Origin of the sequence: Fibrobacter sp. UBA4297, from assembly GCF_002394865.1 — a bacterium.
Taxonomy (GTDB): domain Bacteria; phylum Fibrobacterota; class Fibrobacteria; order Fibrobacterales; family Fibrobacteraceae; genus Fibrobacter.
Genome location: NZ_DGUZ01000009.1, coordinates 207,960 through 227,707, shown reverse-complemented (window position 1 = coordinate 227,707; position 19,748 = coordinate 207,960). Strand labels below are relative to the sequence as shown.

Here is a 19,748-nt window from a genome sequence, read left to right as displayed (position 1 = left end):
ATTTAAGTAAAAAATATTACGGAGTAGGTGGTTTTGCGCCAGTATCGCCTTTTTCGAGGCGCATCTGCTGGAAAAAGCCTTTCAGAAGGCCAAGGCATTCGTCGGCGAGAACGCCCCCCGAGACTTCTACGGCGCGCTTGAGGGCATTGCCGGTAATGACATCAATCGTTGTGCCGCAGCCGCCGAAACGGGAATCCGGAGAACCGTAAACAACGCGGGAAACACGGCTATTGAGAATGGCTCCTGCGCACATAGGGCATGGTTCAAGCGTCACATAAAGCGTGCAGCCGTCCAAGCGCCAATTGTCAAGCGTGCTTGCAGCCGTGCCAATAGCGATAATTTCGGCATGAGCCGTCGCGTCCTTGAGCTGTTCGACCTGGTTGTAGCCCTTCCCTATCACGACTCCGTCCTTCACGATAACGCAACCGATAGGGATTTCCTTCATATCAAAAGCAATCTGCGCCTGGCGAAGTGCCATACGCATGAATTTAACGTCGTCGGGATTGTCAGACGAAAGACGTGGTTCGACAGGCTCACCAACCTTGGCGAGAGACGAGAGATTTGCGTTGTTGTCGGTTACGTTATTCATACCAACTACAACCCTCTTCCGTACGCGCAGTAGGAGTCTTCTTGCATGTAGTCGCCGTCGTGGTAATAAGCGGCACGGGCGCGGCAACCACCACAGCGGTCGTTAAACTTGCACTTACTGCAAGCGCCCTTGTACGCCTTTGTACGCAACTGCTTGAAGATTTCGGCATTTGCCCAAATTTCGTCGAACGGCGTATCGTGAACATCGCCCGCTTCTTCCATCATGTAAGCGCAGGGGCGAACCTTGCCGATCGGGCTTACGATACAGTAGTCAAGGCCCGCAAGGCAACCACGGCTGTAACGCGTCTTGATGTCGAGCTGGTCTGCGATGCGGAGGAACTGCGGAGCGCATGTGGGCTTCACCGGGATTCCGAGCGTGCGGCTCTTTTCCATAATCTTGCGGAGGAGGCCTTCGTATTCGGCAACGCGCAGCGCATGGCCTTCGATTTCCTTGCCTCGACCCACCGGAATCAAAAAGAAAATCTGGTGGTTCACGGCACCGATTTCCTTGACCCAGTCCATGATGTCAAAAATTTCGTTCTGGTTCCAGTCCATGATAGTCGTATGGATTTGGAACGGGAGGCCCGCCGCCTTGCAGTTTTCGATACCCATCAACGTGAGTTCAAAGGCGTTCGGAAGGCCACGGAAATCGTTATGACGCTTGGGATCAATGCTATCAACGCTTATACCCATGGCCATAGCACCCGCTTCCTTGAGCTTGAACGCCAAATCATGCGTGATGAGCGTTCCGTTCGTGCCAAAAACCGGGCGGAGTCCCTTTTCGCGGGCATGAGCCACAAGTTCCACGATATCCGGGCGCGTCATCGGTTCGCCACCGCTGAAAATCATAATCTTGAATCCGGCCTTCGCAATCTCGTCAATAAGCTTGAGCGCTTCTGATGTCGTGAGTTCTGCTGACTTGTTTTCACCAGCATCCTGATAGCAGTGTTTGCACGTCAAGTTACACTTATTAGTTGTCATCCAAGAGACGATCATGCCATAGACCTCATTCAAAATGTTTTTTACGCTTGCAAATATAGAAAAAGCAAATATATCCTATTATACCCCTATATAATTACCGTTACTATCGCAAAAAAGCTATTTTAATTTCATATGATGAATAGAAGAAGAGTTGTTATTACTGGTATGGGTGCGGTGACCCCCGTAGGCAAGTCCGCCCCCGAACTTTGGAACGCCATCAAGCAAGGCAAGTGCGGCATCGGCCCGATTACATTGTTCGATGCCTCGAACTGCCCGGTGAAAATTGCGGCAGAAGTCAAGGATTTTAAGCCCGAAGAACACGGAATCGACCCGAAGGAAGCCCGCCGCATGGCCCGCTTCACGCAGTTCCTCGTCGCCGCCGCTAACGAAGCAGTCAAGGACGCTAGCCTCAGCCGCGAAATGCTCGCCGAAGACACCACTGGCATTGTTGCCGGTAACGGCCTTGCTGGTATGGACGTTGTCGAAGAAACTTACTGCAAGTACCTCGAAGGTGGTCGCCGTCGCGTCTCGCCGCTCGCCATGCCCGAACTGATTGCAAACGAAGCATGCGCCAACGTTTCCATCGCACTTGGTATCACAGGCTCCGCCTGGACAGTCTGCACCGCCTGTGCCTCCGGCACGGACGCCATCGGCGTTGCCCTTGATGCAGTCCGCTCAGGCAGGCTTGACGTCTGCCTCGCCGGCGGTTCCGAAAGCGCCATCACGGACTACTCCATCAAGAGCTTTGCGGGTATGCACGCCCTCACCGACAAGTTCAACGACGCCCCCGAAAAGGCATCCCGCCCGTTCGACAAGGACCGCAGCGGTTTCGTCATGGGTGAAGCCGGAGCCATCCTCGTGCTCGAAGAACTCGAACACGCCAAGGCCCGCGGTGCAAAGATTTACGCCGAAGTCGCCGGTTACGGTTCTTCTGCTGACGCTTACCACATCACAAGCCCGCGCCCGGGTGGAGAAACTTGTGCAAAGGCAATGATCAAGGCATTGAAAGATGCGGGCATCGCCCCGACGGATGTGGACTACTACAATGCCCACGGCACCTCGACGCACCTGAACGACCTCACCGAAACGCAGATGCTGAAAATTGCTCTCGGCGAACACGCCTACAAGATCAAGGTCTCTAGCACCAAGAGCATGACCGGCCACTGCGTCGGTGCAGCAGGCGTTATCGAAGCGATGATTAGCACGCTTGCCATCCGCGACTCGTTCTACCCCGCCACCATCAACCTCGACAACCCGGACGAAGGTTGCGACCTCGACTACGTTCCGCACAAGGGCGTTGAAGGGAACATCGATGTTGCCGTGTCGGCCTCGCTTGGCTTTGGCGGTCACAACGGTATCGTCGTCATCAAAAAGTTTAAAGATTAAACAAAGGAGCCGCTATGTCTGATTGGCTTTTTAAATCCTGGGTTAAAGCAACCATCTGCAGCGCAGTATTGTTCTTTTTCTACCACCTCTTCATTTCGCAGAAGTTAGAAGAAGAAGTTTCCACAAAATCTAAAGAACAAGAGTAGCTTATGGAACAGAATAAAGATATCGCCGACATCCAAGCGGCCGAAGCAACCTTCCAAAAGAAGAAGAAGTTCATCCTTTGCTACCACAGCTTTAGCGTGAACAACTTCAAGAAGGCTTCCGTCCAGATTAGAAAGCTTGCAGAAGCGGCAGGCTCCCCCATCAGCATTGCGGTCATCCCCGCATTTGGTGCGGCCCCGGAATCCGAAGCCGAACAGTTCCGCGAAGAGCTCGACAAGTTTGTCAAGGAAGGCTACGAGATCATGCTCCACGGTGCACGCCACCGCGCAGACCTCTCGCTAAACCGTAGCATTGCAGGCAAGCTCGCGCTCCTCGTTTCGAACAACGAAGCCGAATTTGCAGGCATCGACGAACGCTTCACGCAAGCGCTCCTCAAGCGCAGTCTCGCACTGTGGAAGGCTCACGGCAACGGCAAGCCCTCTGGCTTTATCCCGCCGATTTGGTTTGGCAACAAGTACCTCAAGGAACAGGCTCTCGAAATTTTCGACTACTATGAAGATTTCCACGGCATTTACCAAAAGGTCAAAGGCAACATCAAGAAGACGAATTCTGCAACGCTTAGCTTCTCGATTTTGCCCACCCCGATTCTCGGTATCGCGCAGACTTACGCCTGCCTTCGTATGCTCTTGCCGGGTGGAGTCCACCGTCTGGTGTTCCACGATAAAGACTTCAGAACGATTGGCGAGAAACGCATTTTGAACATGGTGCGCTACATTTCGACCTTGCGCGAAAAAATCATGTACAAGGACTTGTAATTTCAGGACTTCGCACAAATGATTTTAAATAAGTTTCTATCTAAAATTGATTACAAGTCTTATGAAGATTTGTATAAAAATTTCAAGATAACGATTCCGAACGATTTTAACTTCGCTTATGACGTTGTTGACGAATATGCCAAGACGGAGCCGAAGCGTGAAGCCCTCGTGTGGTGTGACGATAACGATGAAAGCCACATTTACACGTTCAAGGACTTGTCGCTTGCCTCCCAGCGCACGGCGAATTTCCTTGTAGAACAAGGTATCCAGAAGGGCGACCGCGTGATGCTCATCTTGCGCCGTCGCTACGAATTCTGGTTTTTCTTGTTGGCGCTCCACCGCATTGGCGCGATTGCGATCCCGGCAACGAACATGCTCGCCGCCGAGGATTTGGAATACCGATTCAACGCCGCCGAAATCAAGATGGTCGTAACATACGACGACCCCGCCTTGCAAAAGGAAGTGGACAAGGCAAAATCCAAGTGCGAATCGGTCGAAAAGCTCGTGACAGTCGGCCAGACAGCTCGCCAAAACTGGATTAGCTTCTACGACGACTATGAACTTTTCCCATCGACGTTTGAACGCCCCGTTGGCGATGCCGCAACGCATAATGACGACATCATGATTGTGTACTTTACAAGTGGCACGAGTTCAAACCCGAAGATGGTGGCACACACTTATACGTACCCGCTCGGACACATTGTAACAGCCAAGTACTGGCAACACGTTGTGGACGGAGGTCGCCATTTGACCGTTGCCGAAACAGGCTGGGCCAAGGCTCTCTGGGGCAAAATTTACGGGCAGTGGATTGCTGGAAGCGCCGTATTCACTTACGACATGACCACGTTCATCCCGGGCAAGCTCCTCGAGAAGATGGCGGAATACAAGGTGACGACATTCTGCGCACCGCCGACAGTGTACCGCTACATTTTGCAGCATGGCCTCAGCAAGTACGATCTTTCGAGTTTGCAATACTGCACCACCGCAGGCGAAGCGTTGAACTTGGATATTTACAACAGGTTCTATGAGCAGACGGGCATCCGCATGCAAGAAGGTTACGGACAGACCGAGCTTACGCTTACCACGGGTAACTTTGGCTTTAGCGAACCGCACCCGGGTTCTATCGGCAAACCCTCTCCAGGCTACCAGATGGAAATCATCAATGCCGAAGGTAAACCCTGTGCCGCCGAAGAAGTCGGTGAGCTTATCATCAAGATTGACCAGGGCAAGCCTTTTGGCATGTTCTGCGGTTACTATCGCGATGCGGAACGCACCGAGAAAGTCTTTGAAGGCGGCGTATACCACACTGGCGATACCGCCTACTGCGACAAGGACGGATTCTTCTGGTTTGTGGGCCGCACGGATGACTTGATCAAGAGTTCTGGCTACCGCATCAGCCCCTTCGAAGTGGAAGAAGTGCTGCACAAGCACCCCGCCGTCTTGGAAGTCGCTGTCACGGGCGTCGAAGACAAGTCTCGCGGCCAGGCGGTCAAGGCAACGGTCGTTTTGCAAAAGGGTTACGAAGCGTCCAAGGAACTTGCAAAGGAAATCCAGCTTTTTGCAAAGAACATTGCAGCTAGCTACAAGAGCCCGCGCATCATTGACTTTGTGACGGAACTGCCAAAGACGATTAGCGGAAAGATTCGCCGCGCAACCATCCGCGATAAGGATACGGCCGAGAATGTGACGGCACCGGACGAAGCGAATGCGGAAAACGCAGCAAGCGAAACGTCAGACGAGAAATAATGAAAAACGCACCCTTCGGGGTGCGTTTTTTGCGAGATGCGTAAGTTTTACGAGATGCGCGGACCGCTAGGGTAACGCTTAACGAGATGCGCCGCCGCTACAATTTTTTGAACACGCGCTTTGCAGCCTCCACCGTGCGATTGATTTCATCTTCGGTATGCGCTGCGCTCACGAAAATTGCTTCGAACTGGCTCGGCGCAAAGTAGAATCCTTCGTCGAGCATGCCGAGGAAGTACCTGCGGAAAAGTTCCAAATCGGATTTTTGCACGTCGGCAAAACACGTTACCGGCCCTTCGGTAAAGAAGATGCAGCCCATGGAACCGACTTGGTTTGTCGCAAGCGGAATGCCAGCTTCGGTTGCAGCGGACTTGAGCCCAGTAATCAAGCGTTTCGTCATGGCTTCGGCGTGTACATAGTATTCCGGATGAGTATGCAGTTCACGCATCGTGGCAAGCCCTGCCGCCATCGCCACAGGATTGCCCGAGAGCGTGCCTGCCTGGTAAATCCCTCCGAGCGGAGCAATCTGTTGCATCACGTCCAAGCGGCCGCCATAAGCGCCCACCGGCATGCCACCGCCGATAATTTTTCCGAAAGTCGTGAGATCCGGCTTAATGCCATAGAGACCTTGTGCGCAATGAATGCCAACACGGAAACCGGTCATGACTTCATCGACAATGAGCAAAGCGCCATGCTTTTTAGTTTCTTCAGAAAGCGTCTGCAAGAACTCCGGCTTCGCAGGGACAACGCCCATGTTGCCAGCCACCGGTTCTACTATCACACCTGCGATTTCGTCACCAATCTTGTCGAAAAGTTCCTTAACGCCCGCCACATCGTTGTACTGGAGCGTGAGCGTGTACTTTGCCAAGTCCGCAGGCACACCCTTGCTGCTCGGCTTGCCCGTCGTGAGCATGCCCGAGCCCGCCTTGATAAGCAAGCTATCGCTATGGCCATGATAGCAACCTTCGAACTTCACAATCTTATCGCGACCGGTAAAACCGCGAGCCGCACGGATGGCACTCATCGTAGCTTCGGTTCCGCTGTTCACCATGCGAATCATCTCGACACTCGGCACAAGACTCATCACGAGCTTTGCAAGTTCCGATTCCAAACCGCACGGAGCGCCAAAACTGAGGCCATTCTGAGCTGTATCGGCAACAGCCTTAATCACTGCATCGTGCGCATGGCCCAAAAGCATCGGGCCCCAGCTGCCCACGTAATCAATGTAATCGTTGCCATCCACATCGTAAATGTGGCTGCCCTTGGCACGCTTGATAAACGGAGGCGTCGCCCCCACATTGCTAAACGCACGCACAGGACTGTTCACGCCTCCCGGCATGAGCGTCTTTGCTTCTGCAAACAACTTTTCGCTCAAAGAGTGATTCATATAACTACTCCTTAACGATATGCACCACACGCTGCGGGAACGGGATAGAAATACCGACTTCGTCAAAGCGTTCCTTCACAGCCTTCATGTACTTGCAACGCATATCCCAGTAATTTGCGGTCTTGACCCAAATTCTCAAATTGACAGCCACCGAGCTATCATCCAGCGACGAAACAAAGAACGACGGTTCCGGATTTTTCAGGACTTCTGGGTCCGCATTCACAAGTTGTTTCATTTCGTTCATCGCCTTTTCAGCAGAATCCGCATAATCAATGCCAAAAGCCAAATCAAGGCGGCGGCTCGGATTGCGGCTAAAGTTGACAATCGGAGCTCCCCACAACATGCTGTTCGGTGCAGAGATATAAAGGCCGTCCAACGAAATAAGCGTCGTGTTGAAAAGGCTCACGCCCACAATTTTACCCTTCAAAGAACCGCATTCAATGTAGTCCGAAGCGCGGAACGGATGGAGGAACAGCAATAGAATTCCCGAAGCGATGTTGCCAAGCGTATCCTTCAAAGCAAGGCCAATGGCAAGAGAAGCGGCACCGATTACAGTCACGATTCCTGCGGTGTTCACACCGAGAATATGGAGAATCATGAGCAAACCGACAATGTACAGCGCATAAGAGAACAACGAATAAAGTAGCGGTTTCACCGATTCATCAGCGCCCTTCTTAATGGCAAAACTAAGAATAAACTTGATAATCGCCAAGATAATGGCGATAACGACAAGCACTGTCGCAATTTCAATGATGTCCTGAGCAATTGCATTTGTGACACCGAGATTTTTCAAGAACGATTCGAATTCTTTCATGATAAAGTTCCTTTTTTAAAGAATGTTCCTTTCCAAAATTTCCTTGGCGTGGTACGTAATGATGATATCAGCACCGGCGCGCTTGAACGCAATCATGTTTTCGCGGATAATCGATTTTTCATCAATCCAGCCCATCTTTGCAGCCGCCTTGACCATCGAATATTCGCCACTTACGTTGTACACAGCGACAGGCACATTGCTGATTTCAGCCGTCTCACGTAACACATCAAGGAATGCAAGCCCCGGCTTCACCATCACGATATCGGCCCCCTCTTCCAAATCCAGTTCCACTTCATGGAGCGCTTCGCGGCCATTGCGCACGTCCATCTGGTAGCTCTTGCGATTGCCAAAATGCGGAGCGGAATCCGCCGCATCGCGGAACGGGCCGTAATAAGCACTTGCGAACTTTGCACTGTACGCCATAATCGGCGTATTCGAAAATCCATTTGCATCCAACATTTCACGAATTGCAGCCACACGACCATCCATCATGTCACTCGGAGCGACCATATCGGCACCCGCTTCGGCGTGCGAAAGGGCCGTCTTTGCCAAAAGTTCAAGCGTTGGGTCATTATCCACATCGCCATCCTTAATGATGCCGCAATGACCATGACTCATGTATTCGCAAAGGCACACGTCCGTAATCACGTACAAACTCGGGAACTTCGCCTTGATGGCACGTACTGCACGCTGCACAATGCCATCGTTATCGTATGCAGAAGTTGCCATTTCGTCCTTATGATCCGGAATACCAAAGAGCAAAATGGACTTGATGCCAAGCGCGACACAGCTTTCAAGTTCCTTCAAGATTTCATCAATCGAGAAACGGAACTGGTTCGGCATGGACGGGATTTCTTCTTTGACGCCCGTTCCTTCAACCACGAACATCGGGTAAACGAGGGCATCGGGATTTACAGCAGTTTCTGCAACCATGTTGCGGATAACTTCATTTCTACGTAAACGACGAGGACGAATAATCATAATTTTAGTAGTCGGTAGGAAGTTAGAAGTAGTCAGTTTGAAATGTCATTCCCGCCACCGTGCGGGAATCTCCTTTTATAAAACAGGATCCAAGTTCAATTATAGTAAATAATGGGGGAAAAGTCCCCCTGATTTCTGTTTCGACAAGCAATGCAGAAGTAAGGTTGGTGAGCTCGTCGAACCATCCATCACCCCCTTTCCTAGGAGCTCCGCCCCTAAGACCCAGTAATGCGAAAACGGGCGCAAAAAAGTCGCAGAAACGGTCTTCAAAAACAACCAATGACGTTCAAAAAACGAAAAATTCTCAAAATGACATAGTTTGACACTTGAATAGTGTATATTTGCAAAGGACAAGAACCATCCAATTCAGAAAAATAAAAAGAATGACTAAAGCTATGAAATTTATCCTGACCATTCTTATTGCGCTGGGCTTAGCAAATGCCTTCAACATTCGTAACACAAAGGTTATAAATGTTACAGGAGATGTCAATGTTGATGGAACTGTTGACATTAATGAAAAATCAAAAGCCCGAAAAGAAGCCGAATATCTCGAAGACAAGATTGATTACTACGAGGAACGCTTTGACACAGACAAAGCATGGGCTCTCGCGTTAATCGACATATCTGAAACCGAGAAGAAAAGCATTTTGCAGTTATATGCCAGTTATTACCGCGACCGCTGTCCAGACAACGTGCTGACAAATGCAGAAATGGATTTCAAAACAATCCAAACACTTAAAGAAATCGGCTTCAAAAGCAATGGTGTGAATTGGACATTTGAAAGGCATAAAGTCCATGTTGGGAGACCGCATTCAGGAAAAATCGACAAGAATAAAATTCCAGCCGATCTGTTTTTTGGCATAAAAGCTTCTATCACCCCTAGCAATTCCATTTTGATAAAAGTTCAAACCAACCTACCCGACGAAAATCATCTTACCATGACGGTAAAAAACAAGACCGGCAAAGTTTATAATGTCGATTCCGTCTATGTTCGCAATGGAGCCTTGGAACTTGAGTTATTTTTGCCACAAATTGAAAAAGGCGTCTACACGCTCGACATAAATGACCCGACAGGAATGGGCAACCCTTCATCAGACATTTTCAATTTCGCTAAAACATGCGGAAAAAACACGCGACTAAATCAATTTTTAGGCGACCGCAGATACATCAGACTAGTAAACAAAAAAATTTTGCATGTAAAGAAAGACATTGCAAACAAAAACCTTGCAATCTCCGAATTCGAAGTCCGTAAAAACGAACGAAAAAAGCACATCATTGAAAATGGAGCCGACATCATCGACAAGAGAGATGAGGAAAGATCTCGAATCGTCGAAAAATGGTTCGGTTTCAAAAAGGATGTTGAAATCACAAGAACTACCGCAACAAAGAAATACAAGACTGTAAAAATCGGCAAGAACATCTGGATGGCAGAAAACTTAAATCACGCCACGCGAAACAGTTTCTGCTACGATGATTTAGAAAGCAACTGCGATAAGTACGGCAGACTCTACAACTGGGAAGAGGCAAAAACAGTCTGCCCAGACGGTTGGCGGCTCCCAAGCAAAGAAGACTTCGAAGATTTAATCAGCAATGTAGAAGACGAAAACGCAGAGTTTTTAAAATCTACTTCAGGATGGCTATACCACAACGGCAACAATGAACTTGGTTTTAATGCGCTCCCTGCAGGCAACTGTAACTCTTGCAATATTAGAGAAAAGTACAAAAACTATAATGGACTTGGAGAAAAAACATTATTTTGGAGTTCAACTGATGTAAATTGGTTACGAGCCAACAGCCTCTTTTTAACAGACTCCAAATACCGTTACCACAGTTACAAAAAAGCTATAATAGACGGTACCGACAAAGATCATTTCATATCCGTCCGTTGCGTCAAAAAATAAAAGAGAGCTTTACTCTCTTTTATTTGCGTATGCATTTGCAGCGCTTTGCGATTAGGATTTTCCGAATTCGCGTTCGACCTGTTCAAGGCCCTCGGCCCATTCAGCCTGGATTTTCTGCTTGAGCTTTTTCGCGAGCGAAGGGGCGCGGCCCTGCGTGGAGACTGTCACGGCAATGTTTTCGCCAAAATCCATGCGGGCAGGCACAATGAAATCGCCGTCGAGGTAATCGCAAGCGTTATTCACGAGAATGCGGCGGGCACGGGCATCGTTAGAAACTTGAGCATTGACGGCGGGCTGGTCGGTACAAATGAAGACCATGAAAACGCAACGCAAGTCAAGCGGTTCGTATGGGCGCTGTTTTAATGTAATTGGGTATGAGGTATGAGGTCGGGCTTCGCCCTTTGAAGTTAGAAGATTCTCGAAATCCGGGTCGAATTGCGGAGCGACAACGGTAATGTGAGCACCTGTCGGGATTAACGTTTTCACCTTGCGGAGTGCGATGCGGCCACCGCCTACAACGAGAACGTTACGCCCTTCGAGATTAATTTCGATAGAGAAGAGGTTTGAGCTATGGGCGCGCTCCGTTTTCTTGTCATCCTGAGCGAAGCCGCTAGGCGTAGTCGAAGGATCTACGCCCTGTGCATTGCGGATGCCACAGACAACCATGCTCGAAAATTCTTTCCAATCGCCAAGGCAAGGCAAAAGCGTAATCGGAATTTGCGGGAATTCAGCCTGCAATTTTGCAACCACTCGCGGCACATCATTCTTTGTATGCTGGCCGTTCAAAAGCAGATACGGCAGAAGCGTCACTGATTCCACGTCTTCGCGCAAAAGTGTGCGGAGGTCGTTTTCCAAATCTAACAAACTCGTGCTCGCCACGCGCGTACCCGGCAAGTCATGATGCAAGCGGTCGAGAATTTCTTCAAATCCTTTGTACGCACCAGGCAAAATGCAATGATGAGCGATAATAAGAATGACTTTCATGAAATAGTGGTTAGTGATTGGTGGTTAGTGATTAGAGGACGTTGTGTAGTATTCCACAATCTTCTTTACAAGGGAATCCATTGTCGTTTCGTCCGAGGTGACGGTTTCAAAGCCGTACTTGCTGGCAGCGGATTCCGTTATGCGACCAATGCAAAAAGAAGTGTGAGGAGTGAGGCGTGAGATCGTGCCTTCGGCACTTTGAGGCGTAAGTTTGACAAAATTCTCGACGGCACTGGTGCTGGCGAAGACGACTGCATCGGCACTTACAATGGCTTCGCGCTTCCAATCCGGGAGTTCAGCAACCGGCAGTGTTTCGTAAACGGTCCAACGGGTTGCTTTGGGCAAGAGTTTGAGCAAAGTATCGTCAGCGAGATTGCCTTGCAGGAGGAGGATGCGGGATTCAACTAGATCATTCGACTCCGAGCTACGCCCGGAGTTTACCCTGAGCTTGTCGAATGGGCTCAGGAAGACACGATCGTGCTTATTAACCACGTCTCGTAACAACAAGCCCAGACCTTCGCCGGTGTGGTCTTCAGGAACGTAATCGCAACGGATGCCGTATTCAAGCAACTTCTTTTCGGTGATTTTCCCGACACTTGCAATTTTCTTGCCCGCAAGCACACGCACATCATAACCCGCAGCAAACAACTGCTTAAAGAAACATTCAACACCGTTCGTGCTCGTGAAAGCAAGAATGTCATAGTTCGCGAGGGATTTGAAATCGACTGAACCTTGCAAGCCTGGATCCTTCGACTCCGCACCTACGGTGCTCCGCTCAGGATGACATACGGTTTGTGGCTTTTCCAAAGAACGTGTTTCAATCATCGGAGTTTCGATGACTTCAGCACCGAGAGCTGTCAGTCGAGCTGTAATCCCACTAGATTGTTTTGCGGCACGCGTTACAACCAAGCGCTTGCCCGAAAGCGGCAAATTCTTTTTCCACGCAAGAGTCTTGCCAAGTTCAACCACACCACCCATAATCGTAATTGCGGGTGCTGTCACATTTTCACGAACGATGGTCTCCCCCGCTGTTTCAAGCGTTGCCATAACGGTACGCTGGTTCGGAGTAGTTCCTTTTTCAATAAATGCAAGTGGAGTCTTCGGGTCTTTGCCACATTCAATTAATCGATGTGCAATAAAGTCCATATTGGCAATGCCCATCAAAAAGATGAGCGTTCCCTGGCACTTCGCGAGATTTTCAAAGTCTAGCGAGAGATTGCATTGGATTCTATCGCCTTCGGCTCCAGAATGACAGTCACCCTGGAGTGCAGCGATAGGGTCCACGACGGATTTTTCTTTTTCGTGGCCTGTGATGATATGGAAACTTGTTGCAATTCCACGATGACTCACAGGAATGCCTGCGTAGGCTGGCACAGCAATGGCAGACGTCACGCCCGGTACCACTTCAAATTCGACGCCAGCATCGACAAGCTCCAAAGCCTCTTCGCCACCACGACCGAACACAAACGGATCACCGCCCTTCAAACGCGCAACGATCGAACCCGGCATTTCAACGGCAAATTTTACCAAGAGCTTATTGATTTCGGACTGTTTCATCTTGTGGTGCGTCGGCATTTTACCCACATCCACCATCTTTGCTCTCGGACTACATAACGAGAGCACGCCCGGTGAAACCAAACGATCGTAAACCACAACATCGGCTTTTTCAAGAATTGACTTTCCGCGCACGGTTAAAAGCCCAGGATCGCCAGGTCCTGCGCCAATCAAATAAACTTTGCCAAAATGATTCGAATTTTCCATCGAAACCAAATTTAGAAAAACTTCGCCATTAAAATTTTGCCTATATTTTTTAGCATGAATAGTTCTAGAGCAAAGCTTCGCGACGAAGTCTATACGCAGATGATGTGTGCCCAGGCACGCCTTTCCAAAGACCAAAATACCCAAATGGGAGCCGTTCTTGTGAGCGCCGACGGGCGCGTTATTAGCACGGGTTACAACGGCGCTCCCGCTGGATTTGACGACGAGACCGTTCCGTACACGCGCGAAAAGCAACTCCTCGCTTACGATTTGCTAGACGCCGACTCAGGTGAGCTTTTGAGCCATCACGAATTCGAGGCGAACAAGTATCCGTTCATGGTCCACGCCGAAATCAACGCGCTCCACTACGCTCGAGGAAAGGTTCCTCCTGGTTCCAAGCTCTACGTGATTGGATTCCCGTGCGAACGTTGCTCTTTGGACATCAGCCTTTCAGGCGTTGCCGAAGTTTTCGTGACCAAGGACGATTATGATCCGAAGTCCACGTTAAACAACAACCGCGACACGGCTTACTACATGTTCGCACAAGCAGGAATCATCGTGACGCTTTGCGGCAAACGAATCAAGCCCGTTGTATCGAAGCCTGGAAAGAAATAACGTATAGTTTGCCACGTCGCTACGCGACCCGCAATGACGAAAATGTTAGAGCCCGCACATTCAAAATGCGCGGGATATTTTTTTTGCGATACAAGATGGCGATTCCCGAACGGAATCGGGAATGACAAAGCAAGTTACAATTGCTTCTGAATTGCACGGGCAAGTTCGACGCCCAAATTTTTAGCTTGGTGGACTGAGTCTGCAGAATTTAAATCAAGTGCGCCCGAGGTTTCGGCGCGGAGTAAACGGTTAAATTTTTCGTCCCAGTAAATGCCGCGAATTTTCAAAGTCTGCGCAATTCTATTAGACCCACCGTCAACAAATTCCGCGAAGCTTGCCACTGGAAATTGGCAACCTGCGTTGAGCGCTTTTAAATAAGCCATTTCAGCAGAGGCGATGCAGAATGTCGCAACATCGTTCACGCGAGCGAGAATCTGCGAAAGGTCGTTACAAATCGCCCCAGATCCTTCGACTTCGCACATCGTGCTTCGCTCAGGATGACAAGTGTCAGAATCGGCAAGAGTTTCAATTGCAAGGATTCCCTGACCACTTGCGGGGAGCATCTGTTCAGTGCTAAAGTATTCCGTTACCTGGTCAGCAAGCCCCATACGCTTAAGGCCCGCAGCCGCAAGCACAACGCCATCAAGTTCCGCAAGCTTGCCTATACGAGTCTGGATGTTTCCGCGAATCGGCACATATTCCAAATCCGGGCGGAGCGCTTCGAGCTGTACTACACGACGAATACTTCCCGTACCGACGCGAGCGCCAGCCGACAAATCCATAAAGCGGATTCCAGCCGCACCACCTCGCGAAAGGAAAGCATCTCGCGGATCTTCGCGCTTCAAAACAGCCGCCAATTTAAATTCAGGTAGCACTTCGGCAGGCATATCTTTCAAACTGTGAATTGCAATATCCGCACGACCTTCAAGGAGTGCTATTTCCAGTTCCTTGATGAACACGCCCTTACCGCCAAAGCTCGCCAGCGACTTATCCAAACGGCGATCGCCTTCGGTTGTCATGGAGACAAGTTCATAAGTCAGCGGTTCTGCAGCCGCATTCGTAGCGACAATAGCATCTGCCGCCATCGTCGTCTGGGCCAAAGCCAAAGCGCTCTTGCGTGTTGCGATACGTAATTTCAATTCACTCACAGCAAGTCCCTCTAATTTCTAGGAGATTCTGCATTATTTGCAGAGCGGCAAGACTTTGAATCTAAGCACTTCAGGAACACTTGCACATCTTCGGGCGAATTTTCGGCCTTAACTTTATACAAAAAGTCATTTGCCATTTTCTTCGCAAAACGTTCGTACATCATCTGGATGCGATGACGGTCATCTTCCGAAAGTTCCGGCATAGAGCGCAATAACTTTTCAGATTCTTCATTTGCCGTCGCAAGCATTTTCTCGGCATGCAAATGAATTTGCTTGGAGACCTCGTCCATGCGGTTCCAATGCAAGAATTCGTCAAGACCTTCTTTCAAGATTTTCTGAGCCGCATCAAGTTCAATCATGCGCAAACGGCGGTTTTCTGAGACGATTTTTTCAAGGTCATCAACGCAAACGTATTCAACGCCCGGAAGTTCGCCAATAGAAGCTTCAGCATTGCGCGGGCTACCGAGATCAATAATCAAGCGCTTTGAAGGGGTGGTCACAGCAGACAAACCTTCACTGGATCCTTCAACTTCGCACACCGTGCTTCGCTCAGGATGACACAATGCAATTGTCTTTTCAAACCCATTTTTCGTCACAATCGGTTCCTGACAAGCGCTGCAAAGAATCACGACATCGCACTTGCCAAGGACTTCGTAGCGGTCTTCGAATTTCACAGGAGTAAGCACATCTGCAAATTTTTCGGCATTCGCAAAAGTCTTGCTACTTGCAAAAATCTTGGTCGTATTCTCTTGTACATACTTGAGCATCAACGAACCCATTTCGCCAAGCCCCACGATGTACACAGTACGATTTTCAAGATCGTCAAAAGTCTTCTGCACTTGTTTCATCGCCAAGAACGGAATATTGCAACTGAGCTTGCTCAAGTTCGTCTCGGTCTTGATGCGCTTTGTCGTGTGTATTGCACTCTGGAAAAGCTTGTTCAGCGTATTGCCCGTGGCGTTCAGCTGGTGCGCCGTTTCGTACGCACGGCCAATTTGGTGCAGAATCTGATCTTCACCCATGGCGACAGAATCAAGCCCGGCACACACATTCATCACATGATGCGCCACATCGTCACCTGACTTAAAATAAAAGAACTTTGCAAAATCATCGTAATCTTGATGAGCCAGTCCACACACATAGCGAACGAGTTCACTATCAGTGATTTCGCGGTCGCTTGCCACATAGACTTCCGTGCGGTTACACGTTGCCAAAATCAAAAGTTCATCAAACGGAGAATGTGTTAAAGCTTCTGTCTTCACATCCATCGGGATGTAAAACTTTTCGCGAATTGCGATTTCAGCCACCTTGTGGCTCATGCCTGCCATATAAATCTTGCGCATAGTCCAAAGATAGAAAAAATACACTTTACCAAACACAATATGGAAAATTTTACCACAACACAAGTACATTCTTAATTAAAAATGTTTTTTCCTTCAAAAAAATATTATATATAAAGTCATAGAAACGCAATTACTTGGCTAGGATTTTCAAAAGCATGATAAAAAGATTTTTCTACAGCGCAATCATCTCCTTATTTTTTGCGGTCCATGCTAACGCTTGGGATATGAACGGATACGTTGAAAATGCTCAAGCAGGCGTAGACAAAAGCGACAGCACCATCTGGAAAAAAAGCGAAAACCATAGATACGATGTCGACAGAAGCATGGCACAAACAAGCATTCCCAAAGACACGCTTAAGCACCACAGCATTTCTTTCACTTACGGCATCATCACAATGACCGATATCGCCGCCGCTTACGCGTCTGTCGCTACATCCATTTTTTCATTAGGTTCTGCGGAATTACAGGAGAACATTCTTGGAGCATTTTCAATAGATTATGGATACAAATTCAATGAAGTCGTTGAAACAGGGATTGTCTTCAACTACGCCCATCCTATCGAAAAGTTTATAGCATTAACATTTATGCCAAAGCTAAAACTCAATTTCAATAACAATGGATTTTTAAATCCATTCTTGGAATTAGATGCAGGAATATGCTATTTTGCAAAAGTTGCAGTACCGATGTTTCATGTAACTTTTTTTGGACTTGAAATAGGTAGAAATTTTCCAATTATACTTCATCTGCTTTCCTTTGGTCAGCGCGGAGTTGTTTCCGCAGGAATTGGCGTCAGAATCTGAAGATACTGAAGTGCGTATTAAACAAAAAATTTGAAACTCGTTTTCTTGAGTTCCCGCAAGGAATTTAAAACAACATAATTACTATTATCGATGGATTTTGCGGCATCTTCGATATAGCGTGACAGCAAATCCTTTGACGGAGCGTGCATCATTGCATAAAGATTGTACGGAAAGCCTTCAAAAGCAGGGCGCTCGTAACAGTGCGAAATATGAGGATTTGTCGCAAGAATCAAGCCCGCCTGAGCAATCAAATCACAAGACTTTACTGGATTCTTCGCGGCATCTCCGCTCAGGATGACATTACGGGAGTCCGAATTACCACTTCTAACTTCCGACTTTCTACAGTCTACAATCCTAAAGCACACCATAGCATTGCAAGGGAAGCCTGCATCTTGATGACGCAGAATCGCGCCAAAGCGGCGCATGCGTTTCGTTGCAATATCTTCGCGAAGTTCGTCGAAAGATACGCCCCAATCCTTAAACGGAGTGAGAGAATGCGGAATATCACCGCAAGCAATGTGAATGCGAATGCGGTCTGCTTCGGAGAGCGTTCCGGGGAATTTACTGGATTCTTCGACACTTCGGGTCTCAGAATGATGCAAAGCCGAGGCACACTCGCCTCTTTCGTCTTTCGTCAAGATTGGTGAGCCTGCCGAACCACGTCTCTCGTCTAATGACATCACCGTATTGATTTTATACTTCTTGGTAGCGGTAAGAACATGGACATTGCGCAATTCTGTTTTAGCACAAACGCGGTCTACAACAGCCTGGATTGCGGATTCATTTTCAGCAATGACCGTAAACCAAACATTGTATTCGTGACTGCGGACATAATTATGCGTAATCGCAGGTTCATCCATCACGACGGTCGCAAACGATTCCATCGGTGTTTGCGCATGATGTTCTGCCGAAAAATCAAATGACGATGCAGGCACTTTCCCAGCACAAAGTCTCGAAATAAAGCCCAGTTTCTTGGAATCGTACACGCCACCAATACGGCGAATCACGCCAGAAGTGCGCATTTTTTCAACTTCATCAAAAGCATCTTGTTCTGAAACGTTCAACATTTCCGCAAGCGCCTTATACGGGCGTTCCACCAACGGAAAGCCGTCTTGAATAATCGCGAGAAGTTTTTGACTCAGCATTTGCGGCACATCGCAAGGGGCGTTACAGCCCAATTTCTTCATCCGTCAAATAGCAAGCCGGATCTTCAGCCCAGAAGTCACCAGTAACGGCTTCGGCACGCGTGCGGAAATTGCCGTTGCACAAATTCAAGTAAGCACACTTCGGACAACGCCCCTTCAAAAGCGGTTTGCGGTTCTTGAGGCCAGCCATAATCGGATTTGACAAGTCTGTCCAAATGTCGCCAAAGTTGCGTTCGCGAACATTTCCGAGCGTGATATATTGCGTAAACTGGTCCGGATGCACATTGCCAATGCTATCGATATTGCCAAAAGCCATGCCACTGCGGTTGCCACCGTTCATCTTAATCAAATCCAAAATCTTTTCGGCGCGTTCCGGGTCTTCGCGCTTCATGCGCTGGTACAGATAAACGGCATCTGCGTGGTTGTCGACCGTCAAAATTTCCTTGTTCACGCCGCGCTTCTTAAAGTCCAAAGTGCGATCAATGATCAAGTCCATCACCTTGCGGCTTTCTTCGTGATTCAAGTCGTTATCGACCATTGCACTTCCGCGACCGCTATAGACAAGGTGATAGAAACAAACTCTATCAATGTTTTCCGCTTCGAGCAAATCGAAAATAGCGTTCAGGTCTTGATAGTTGTACTTTGTAATTGTGAAGCGGAGCCCAACCTTCTGGCCCGTTGCCACGCAATTGCGGATCCCGCGCAAAGCCATCTGGTACGCGCCCTGCTTGCCGCGGAACTTGTCGTGAGTTTCTTCGCAACCATCCAAGCTGATGCCCACATAGCCAACGCCCATCGCCTTGAGCTTCTGAGCCACATCCGGCGTGATGCAAGTGCCGTTCGTCGAAATTGTCGGACGGATGCCCTTGCTTGCCGCATAGTTTGCGAGTTCAAAAAAGTCCGGGCGCAAAAGCGGTTCGCCACCGCTGAACAAAATCACCGGCACATGGAAATCTGCGAGCTGATCAATAAGCTTGATTCCCTCTTCGTGCGTAAGTTCGTTCTGGTACTTAATCGCCTCAGAACGCGCATAGCAATGCACACACTTCAGGTTACAAGTCTTGGTGCAGTTCCACACCACCACCGGGCCACGTCCTGCGCCCACACCATTTGTCGCCTTGTGCGCATGAGGTTGATAACGAAGAGAATCCCCGAAATTCGGGGTGTCCATCAAAAGCTTAGTAATACTGATCATCAGGATCTTCCAAAAACACTAAAACAACGACTACAAAGAATGACTCAAAAATAGAAATA

At 48.9% G+C, this 19,748-nt stretch carries 18 protein-coding genes; 7 read left to right on the top strand and 11 right to left on the bottom strand.

The window, feature by feature from the left end:
* Window positions 1-16 precede the first annotated feature (16 nt).
* A complete protein-coding gene (gene tadA / locus B3A20_RS04210) occupies window positions 17-589 on the bottom strand; it encodes a tRNA adenosine(34) deaminase TadA (protein WP_290762239.1) in 573 nt (190 codons plus the stop codon).
* Window positions 590-594: 5 nt separating this feature from the next.
* Window positions 595-1,584, bottom strand: a complete 990-nt coding sequence (nirJ2, locus tag B3A20_RS04205; protein ID WP_349680060.1) for a putative heme d1 biosynthesis radical SAM protein NirJ2 — start codon at window positions 1,582-1,584, stop codon at window positions 595-597.
* A gap of 120 nt (window positions 1,585-1,704) precedes the next feature.
* Here nirJ2 and fabF point away from each other — a divergent pair, with 120 nt between their 5' ends.
* The 4 genes from fabF to B3A20_RS04185 are packed head-to-tail and all read left to right on the top strand — an operon-like array spanning window position 1,705 to window position 5,621.
* Window positions 1,705-2,955, top strand: a complete 1,251-nt coding sequence (fabF, locus tag B3A20_RS04200) for a beta-ketoacyl-ACP synthase II (protein ID WP_349680065.1) — start codon at window positions 1,705-1,707, stop codon at window positions 2,953-2,955.
* Window positions 2,956-2,969: 14 nt separating this feature from the next.
* A complete protein-coding gene (locus B3A20_RS04195; RefSeq protein WP_015732488.1) occupies window positions 2,970-3,101 on the top strand; it encodes a hypothetical protein in 132 nt (43 codons plus the stop codon).
* A gap of 3 nt (window positions 3,102-3,104) precedes the next feature.
* A complete protein-coding gene (locus tag B3A20_RS04190) occupies window positions 3,105-3,875 on the top strand; it encodes a polysaccharide deacetylase family protein (RefSeq protein WP_015732489.1) in 771 nt (256 codons plus the stop codon).
* A gap of 18 nt (window positions 3,876-3,893) precedes the next feature.
* The gene (locus tag B3A20_RS04185; RefSeq protein ID WP_290762225.1) at window positions 3,894-5,621 is read left to right on the top strand and encodes an AMP-binding protein; all 1,728 of its coding nucleotides are present in this window, start codon (window positions 3,894-3,896) and stop codon (window positions 5,619-5,621) included.
* A 97-nt stretch (window positions 5,622-5,718) separates the two neighbouring features.
* On the opposite strand, the gene hemL is transcribed toward B3A20_RS04185, so the two are convergent.
* From hemL to hemB, 3 genes are read right to left on the bottom strand one after another with little or no spacing between them, the layout of a single operon-like run.
* Window positions 5,719-7,005 (bottom strand): glutamate-1-semialdehyde 2,1-aminomutase, encoded by a 1,287-nt coding sequence (hemL, locus tag B3A20_RS04180; RefSeq protein ID WP_290762223.1) that lies wholly within the window; start codon window positions 7,003-7,005, stop codon window positions 5,719-5,721.
* A gap of 4 nt (window positions 7,006-7,009) precedes the next feature.
* Window positions 7,010-7,819, bottom strand: coding sequence for a mechanosensitive ion channel family protein (locus B3A20_RS04175; protein ID WP_290762220.1), 810 nt, complete (start codon window positions 7,817-7,819; stop codon window positions 7,010-7,012).
* Between the two features lie 15 nt (window positions 7,820-7,834).
* Window positions 7,835-8,800, bottom strand: a complete 966-nt coding sequence (gene hemB, locus B3A20_RS04170) for a porphobilinogen synthase (protein ID WP_290762217.1) — start codon at window positions 8,798-8,800, stop codon at window positions 7,835-7,837.
* A gap of 383 nt (window positions 8,801-9,183) precedes the next feature.
* Between hemB and B3A20_RS04165 the strand changes: the two genes are divergently transcribed.
* Window positions 9,184-10,701 carry a fibrobacter succinogenes major paralogous domain-containing protein gene (locus B3A20_RS04165; protein WP_290762215.1) on the top strand — a complete coding sequence of 506 codons (1,518 nt, stop codon included), beginning with the start codon at window positions 9,184-9,186 and terminating at the stop codon, window positions 10,699-10,701.
* Between the two features lie 51 nt (window positions 10,702-10,752).
* Here B3A20_RS04165 and B3A20_RS04160 read toward each other — a convergent pair whose 3' ends face one another.
* Together B3A20_RS04160 and cobA are read right to left on the bottom strand one after the other, a co-directional pair.
* Window positions 10,753-11,685, bottom strand: a complete 933-nt coding sequence (locus tag B3A20_RS04160; RefSeq protein WP_290762212.1) for an NAD(P)-dependent oxidoreductase — start codon at window positions 11,683-11,685, stop codon at window positions 10,753-10,755.
* A 24-nt stretch (window positions 11,686-11,709) separates the two neighbouring features.
* Window positions 11,710-13,446, bottom strand: coding sequence for a uroporphyrinogen-III C-methyltransferase (gene cobA, locus B3A20_RS04155; RefSeq protein WP_290762209.1), 1,737 nt, complete (start codon window positions 13,444-13,446; stop codon window positions 11,710-11,712).
* Window positions 13,447-13,500: 54 nt separating this feature from the next.
* Between cobA and B3A20_RS04150 the strand changes: the two genes are divergently transcribed.
* Entirely contained in the window at window positions 13,501-14,058 is a 558-nt protein-coding gene (locus tag B3A20_RS04150; protein WP_290762206.1) for a deoxycytidylate deaminase, read from the top strand.
* Between the two features lie 134 nt (window positions 14,059-14,192).
* Here the strand turns inward: B3A20_RS04150 and hemC are convergent, their stop codons facing one another.
* Entirely contained in the window at window positions 14,193-15,206 is a 1,014-nt protein-coding gene (gene hemC, locus B3A20_RS04145; protein ID WP_290762203.1) for a hydroxymethylbilane synthase, read from the bottom strand.
* Between the two features lie 11 nt (window positions 15,207-15,217).
* Window positions 15,218-16,549 (bottom strand): glutamyl-tRNA reductase, encoded by a 1,332-nt coding sequence (gene hemA / locus B3A20_RS04140; protein WP_290762200.1) that lies wholly within the window; start codon window positions 16,547-16,549, stop codon window positions 15,218-15,220.
* Between the two features lie 224 nt (window positions 16,550-16,773).
* Here hemA and B3A20_RS04135 point away from each other — a divergent pair, with 224 nt between their 5' ends.
* Window positions 16,774-17,349 (top strand): hypothetical protein, encoded by a 576-nt coding sequence (locus tag B3A20_RS04135; protein ID WP_290762198.1) that lies wholly within the window; start codon window positions 16,774-16,776, stop codon window positions 17,347-17,349.
* 17 nt (window positions 17,350-17,366) lie between these two features.
* Here the strand turns inward: B3A20_RS04135 and B3A20_RS04130 are convergent, their stop codons facing one another.
* Both B3A20_RS04130 and nirJ1 read right to left on the bottom strand, forming a co-directional pair.
* Window positions 17,367-18,536: an Lrp/AsnC family transcriptional regulator gene (locus B3A20_RS04130; protein ID WP_290762195.1), complete on the bottom strand. Its 1,170-nt coding sequence runs from the start codon at window positions 18,534-18,536 to the stop codon at window positions 17,367-17,369.
* Complete coding sequence (gene nirJ1, locus B3A20_RS04125; protein WP_173462507.1) at window positions 18,517-19,689, bottom strand: putative heme d1 biosynthesis radical SAM protein NirJ1; 1,173 nt, start codon at window positions 19,687-19,689, stop codon at window positions 18,517-18,519. The genes B3A20_RS04130 and nirJ1 overlap by 20 nt, the downstream gene beginning before the upstream one ends.
* Window positions 19,690-19,748: the final 59 nt, after the last annotated feature.

What these genes read in the sequence shown, in the direction of transcription:
- tadA (WP_290762239.1), bottom strand. Translation starts at nt 589, where the DNA reads ATGAATAACGTAACCGACAACAACGCAAATCTCTCGTCTCTCGCCAAG.
- nirJ2 (WP_349680060.1), bottom strand. Translation starts at nt 1,584, where the DNA reads ATGATCGTCTCTTGGATGACAACTAATAAGTGTAACTTGACGTGCAAA.
- fabF (WP_349680065.1), top strand. Translation starts at nt 1,705, where the DNA reads ATGAATAGAAGAAGAGTTGTTATTACTGGTATGGGTGCGGTGACCCCC.
- B3A20_RS04195 (WP_015732488.1), top strand. Translation starts at nt 2,970, where the DNA reads ATGTCTGATTGGCTTTTTAAATCCTGGGTTAAAGCAACCATCTGCAGC.
- B3A20_RS04190 (WP_015732489.1), top strand. Translation starts at nt 3,105, where the DNA reads ATGGAACAGAATAAAGATATCGCCGACATCCAAGCGGCCGAAGCAACC.
- B3A20_RS04185 (WP_290762225.1), top strand. Translation starts at nt 3,894, where the DNA reads ATGATTTTAAATAAGTTTCTATCTAAAATTGATTACAAGTCTTATGAA.
- hemL (WP_290762223.1), bottom strand. Translation starts at nt 7,005, where the DNA reads ATGAATCACTCTTTGAGCGAAAAGTTGTTTGCAGAAGCAAAGACGCTC.
- B3A20_RS04175 (WP_290762220.1), bottom strand. Translation starts at nt 7,819, where the DNA reads ATGAAAGAATTCGAATCGTTCTTGAAAAATCTCGGTGTCACAAATGCA.
- hemB (WP_290762217.1), bottom strand. Translation starts at nt 8,800, where the DNA reads ATGATTATTCGTCCTCGTCGTTTACGTAGAAATGAAGTTATCCGCAAC.
- B3A20_RS04165 (WP_290762215.1), top strand. Translation starts at nt 9,184, where the DNA reads ATGACTAAAGCTATGAAATTTATCCTGACCATTCTTATTGCGCTGGGC.
- B3A20_RS04160 (WP_290762212.1), bottom strand. Translation starts at nt 11,685, where the DNA reads ATGAAAGTCATTCTTATTATCGCTCATCATTGCATTTTGCCTGGTGCG.
- cobA (WP_290762209.1), bottom strand. Translation starts at nt 13,446, where the DNA reads ATGGAAAATTCGAATCATTTTGGCAAAGTTTATTTGATTGGCGCAGGA.
- B3A20_RS04150 (WP_290762206.1), top strand. Translation starts at nt 13,501, where the DNA reads ATGAATAGTTCTAGAGCAAAGCTTCGCGACGAAGTCTATACGCAGATG.
- hemA (WP_290762200.1), bottom strand. Translation starts at nt 16,549, where the DNA reads ATGCGCAAGATTTATATGGCAGGCATGAGCCACAAGGTGGCTGAAATC.
- B3A20_RS04135 (WP_290762198.1), top strand. Translation starts at nt 16,774, where the DNA reads ATGAACGGATACGTTGAAAATGCTCAAGCAGGCGTAGACAAAAGCGAC.
- B3A20_RS04130 (WP_290762195.1), bottom strand. Translation starts at nt 18,536, where the DNA reads ATGAAGAAATTGGGCTGTAACGCCCCTTGCGATGTGCCGCAAATGCTG.
- nirJ1 (WP_173462507.1), bottom strand. Translation starts at nt 19,689, where the DNA reads ATGATCAGTATTACTAAGCTTTTGATGGACACCCCGAATTTCGGGGAT.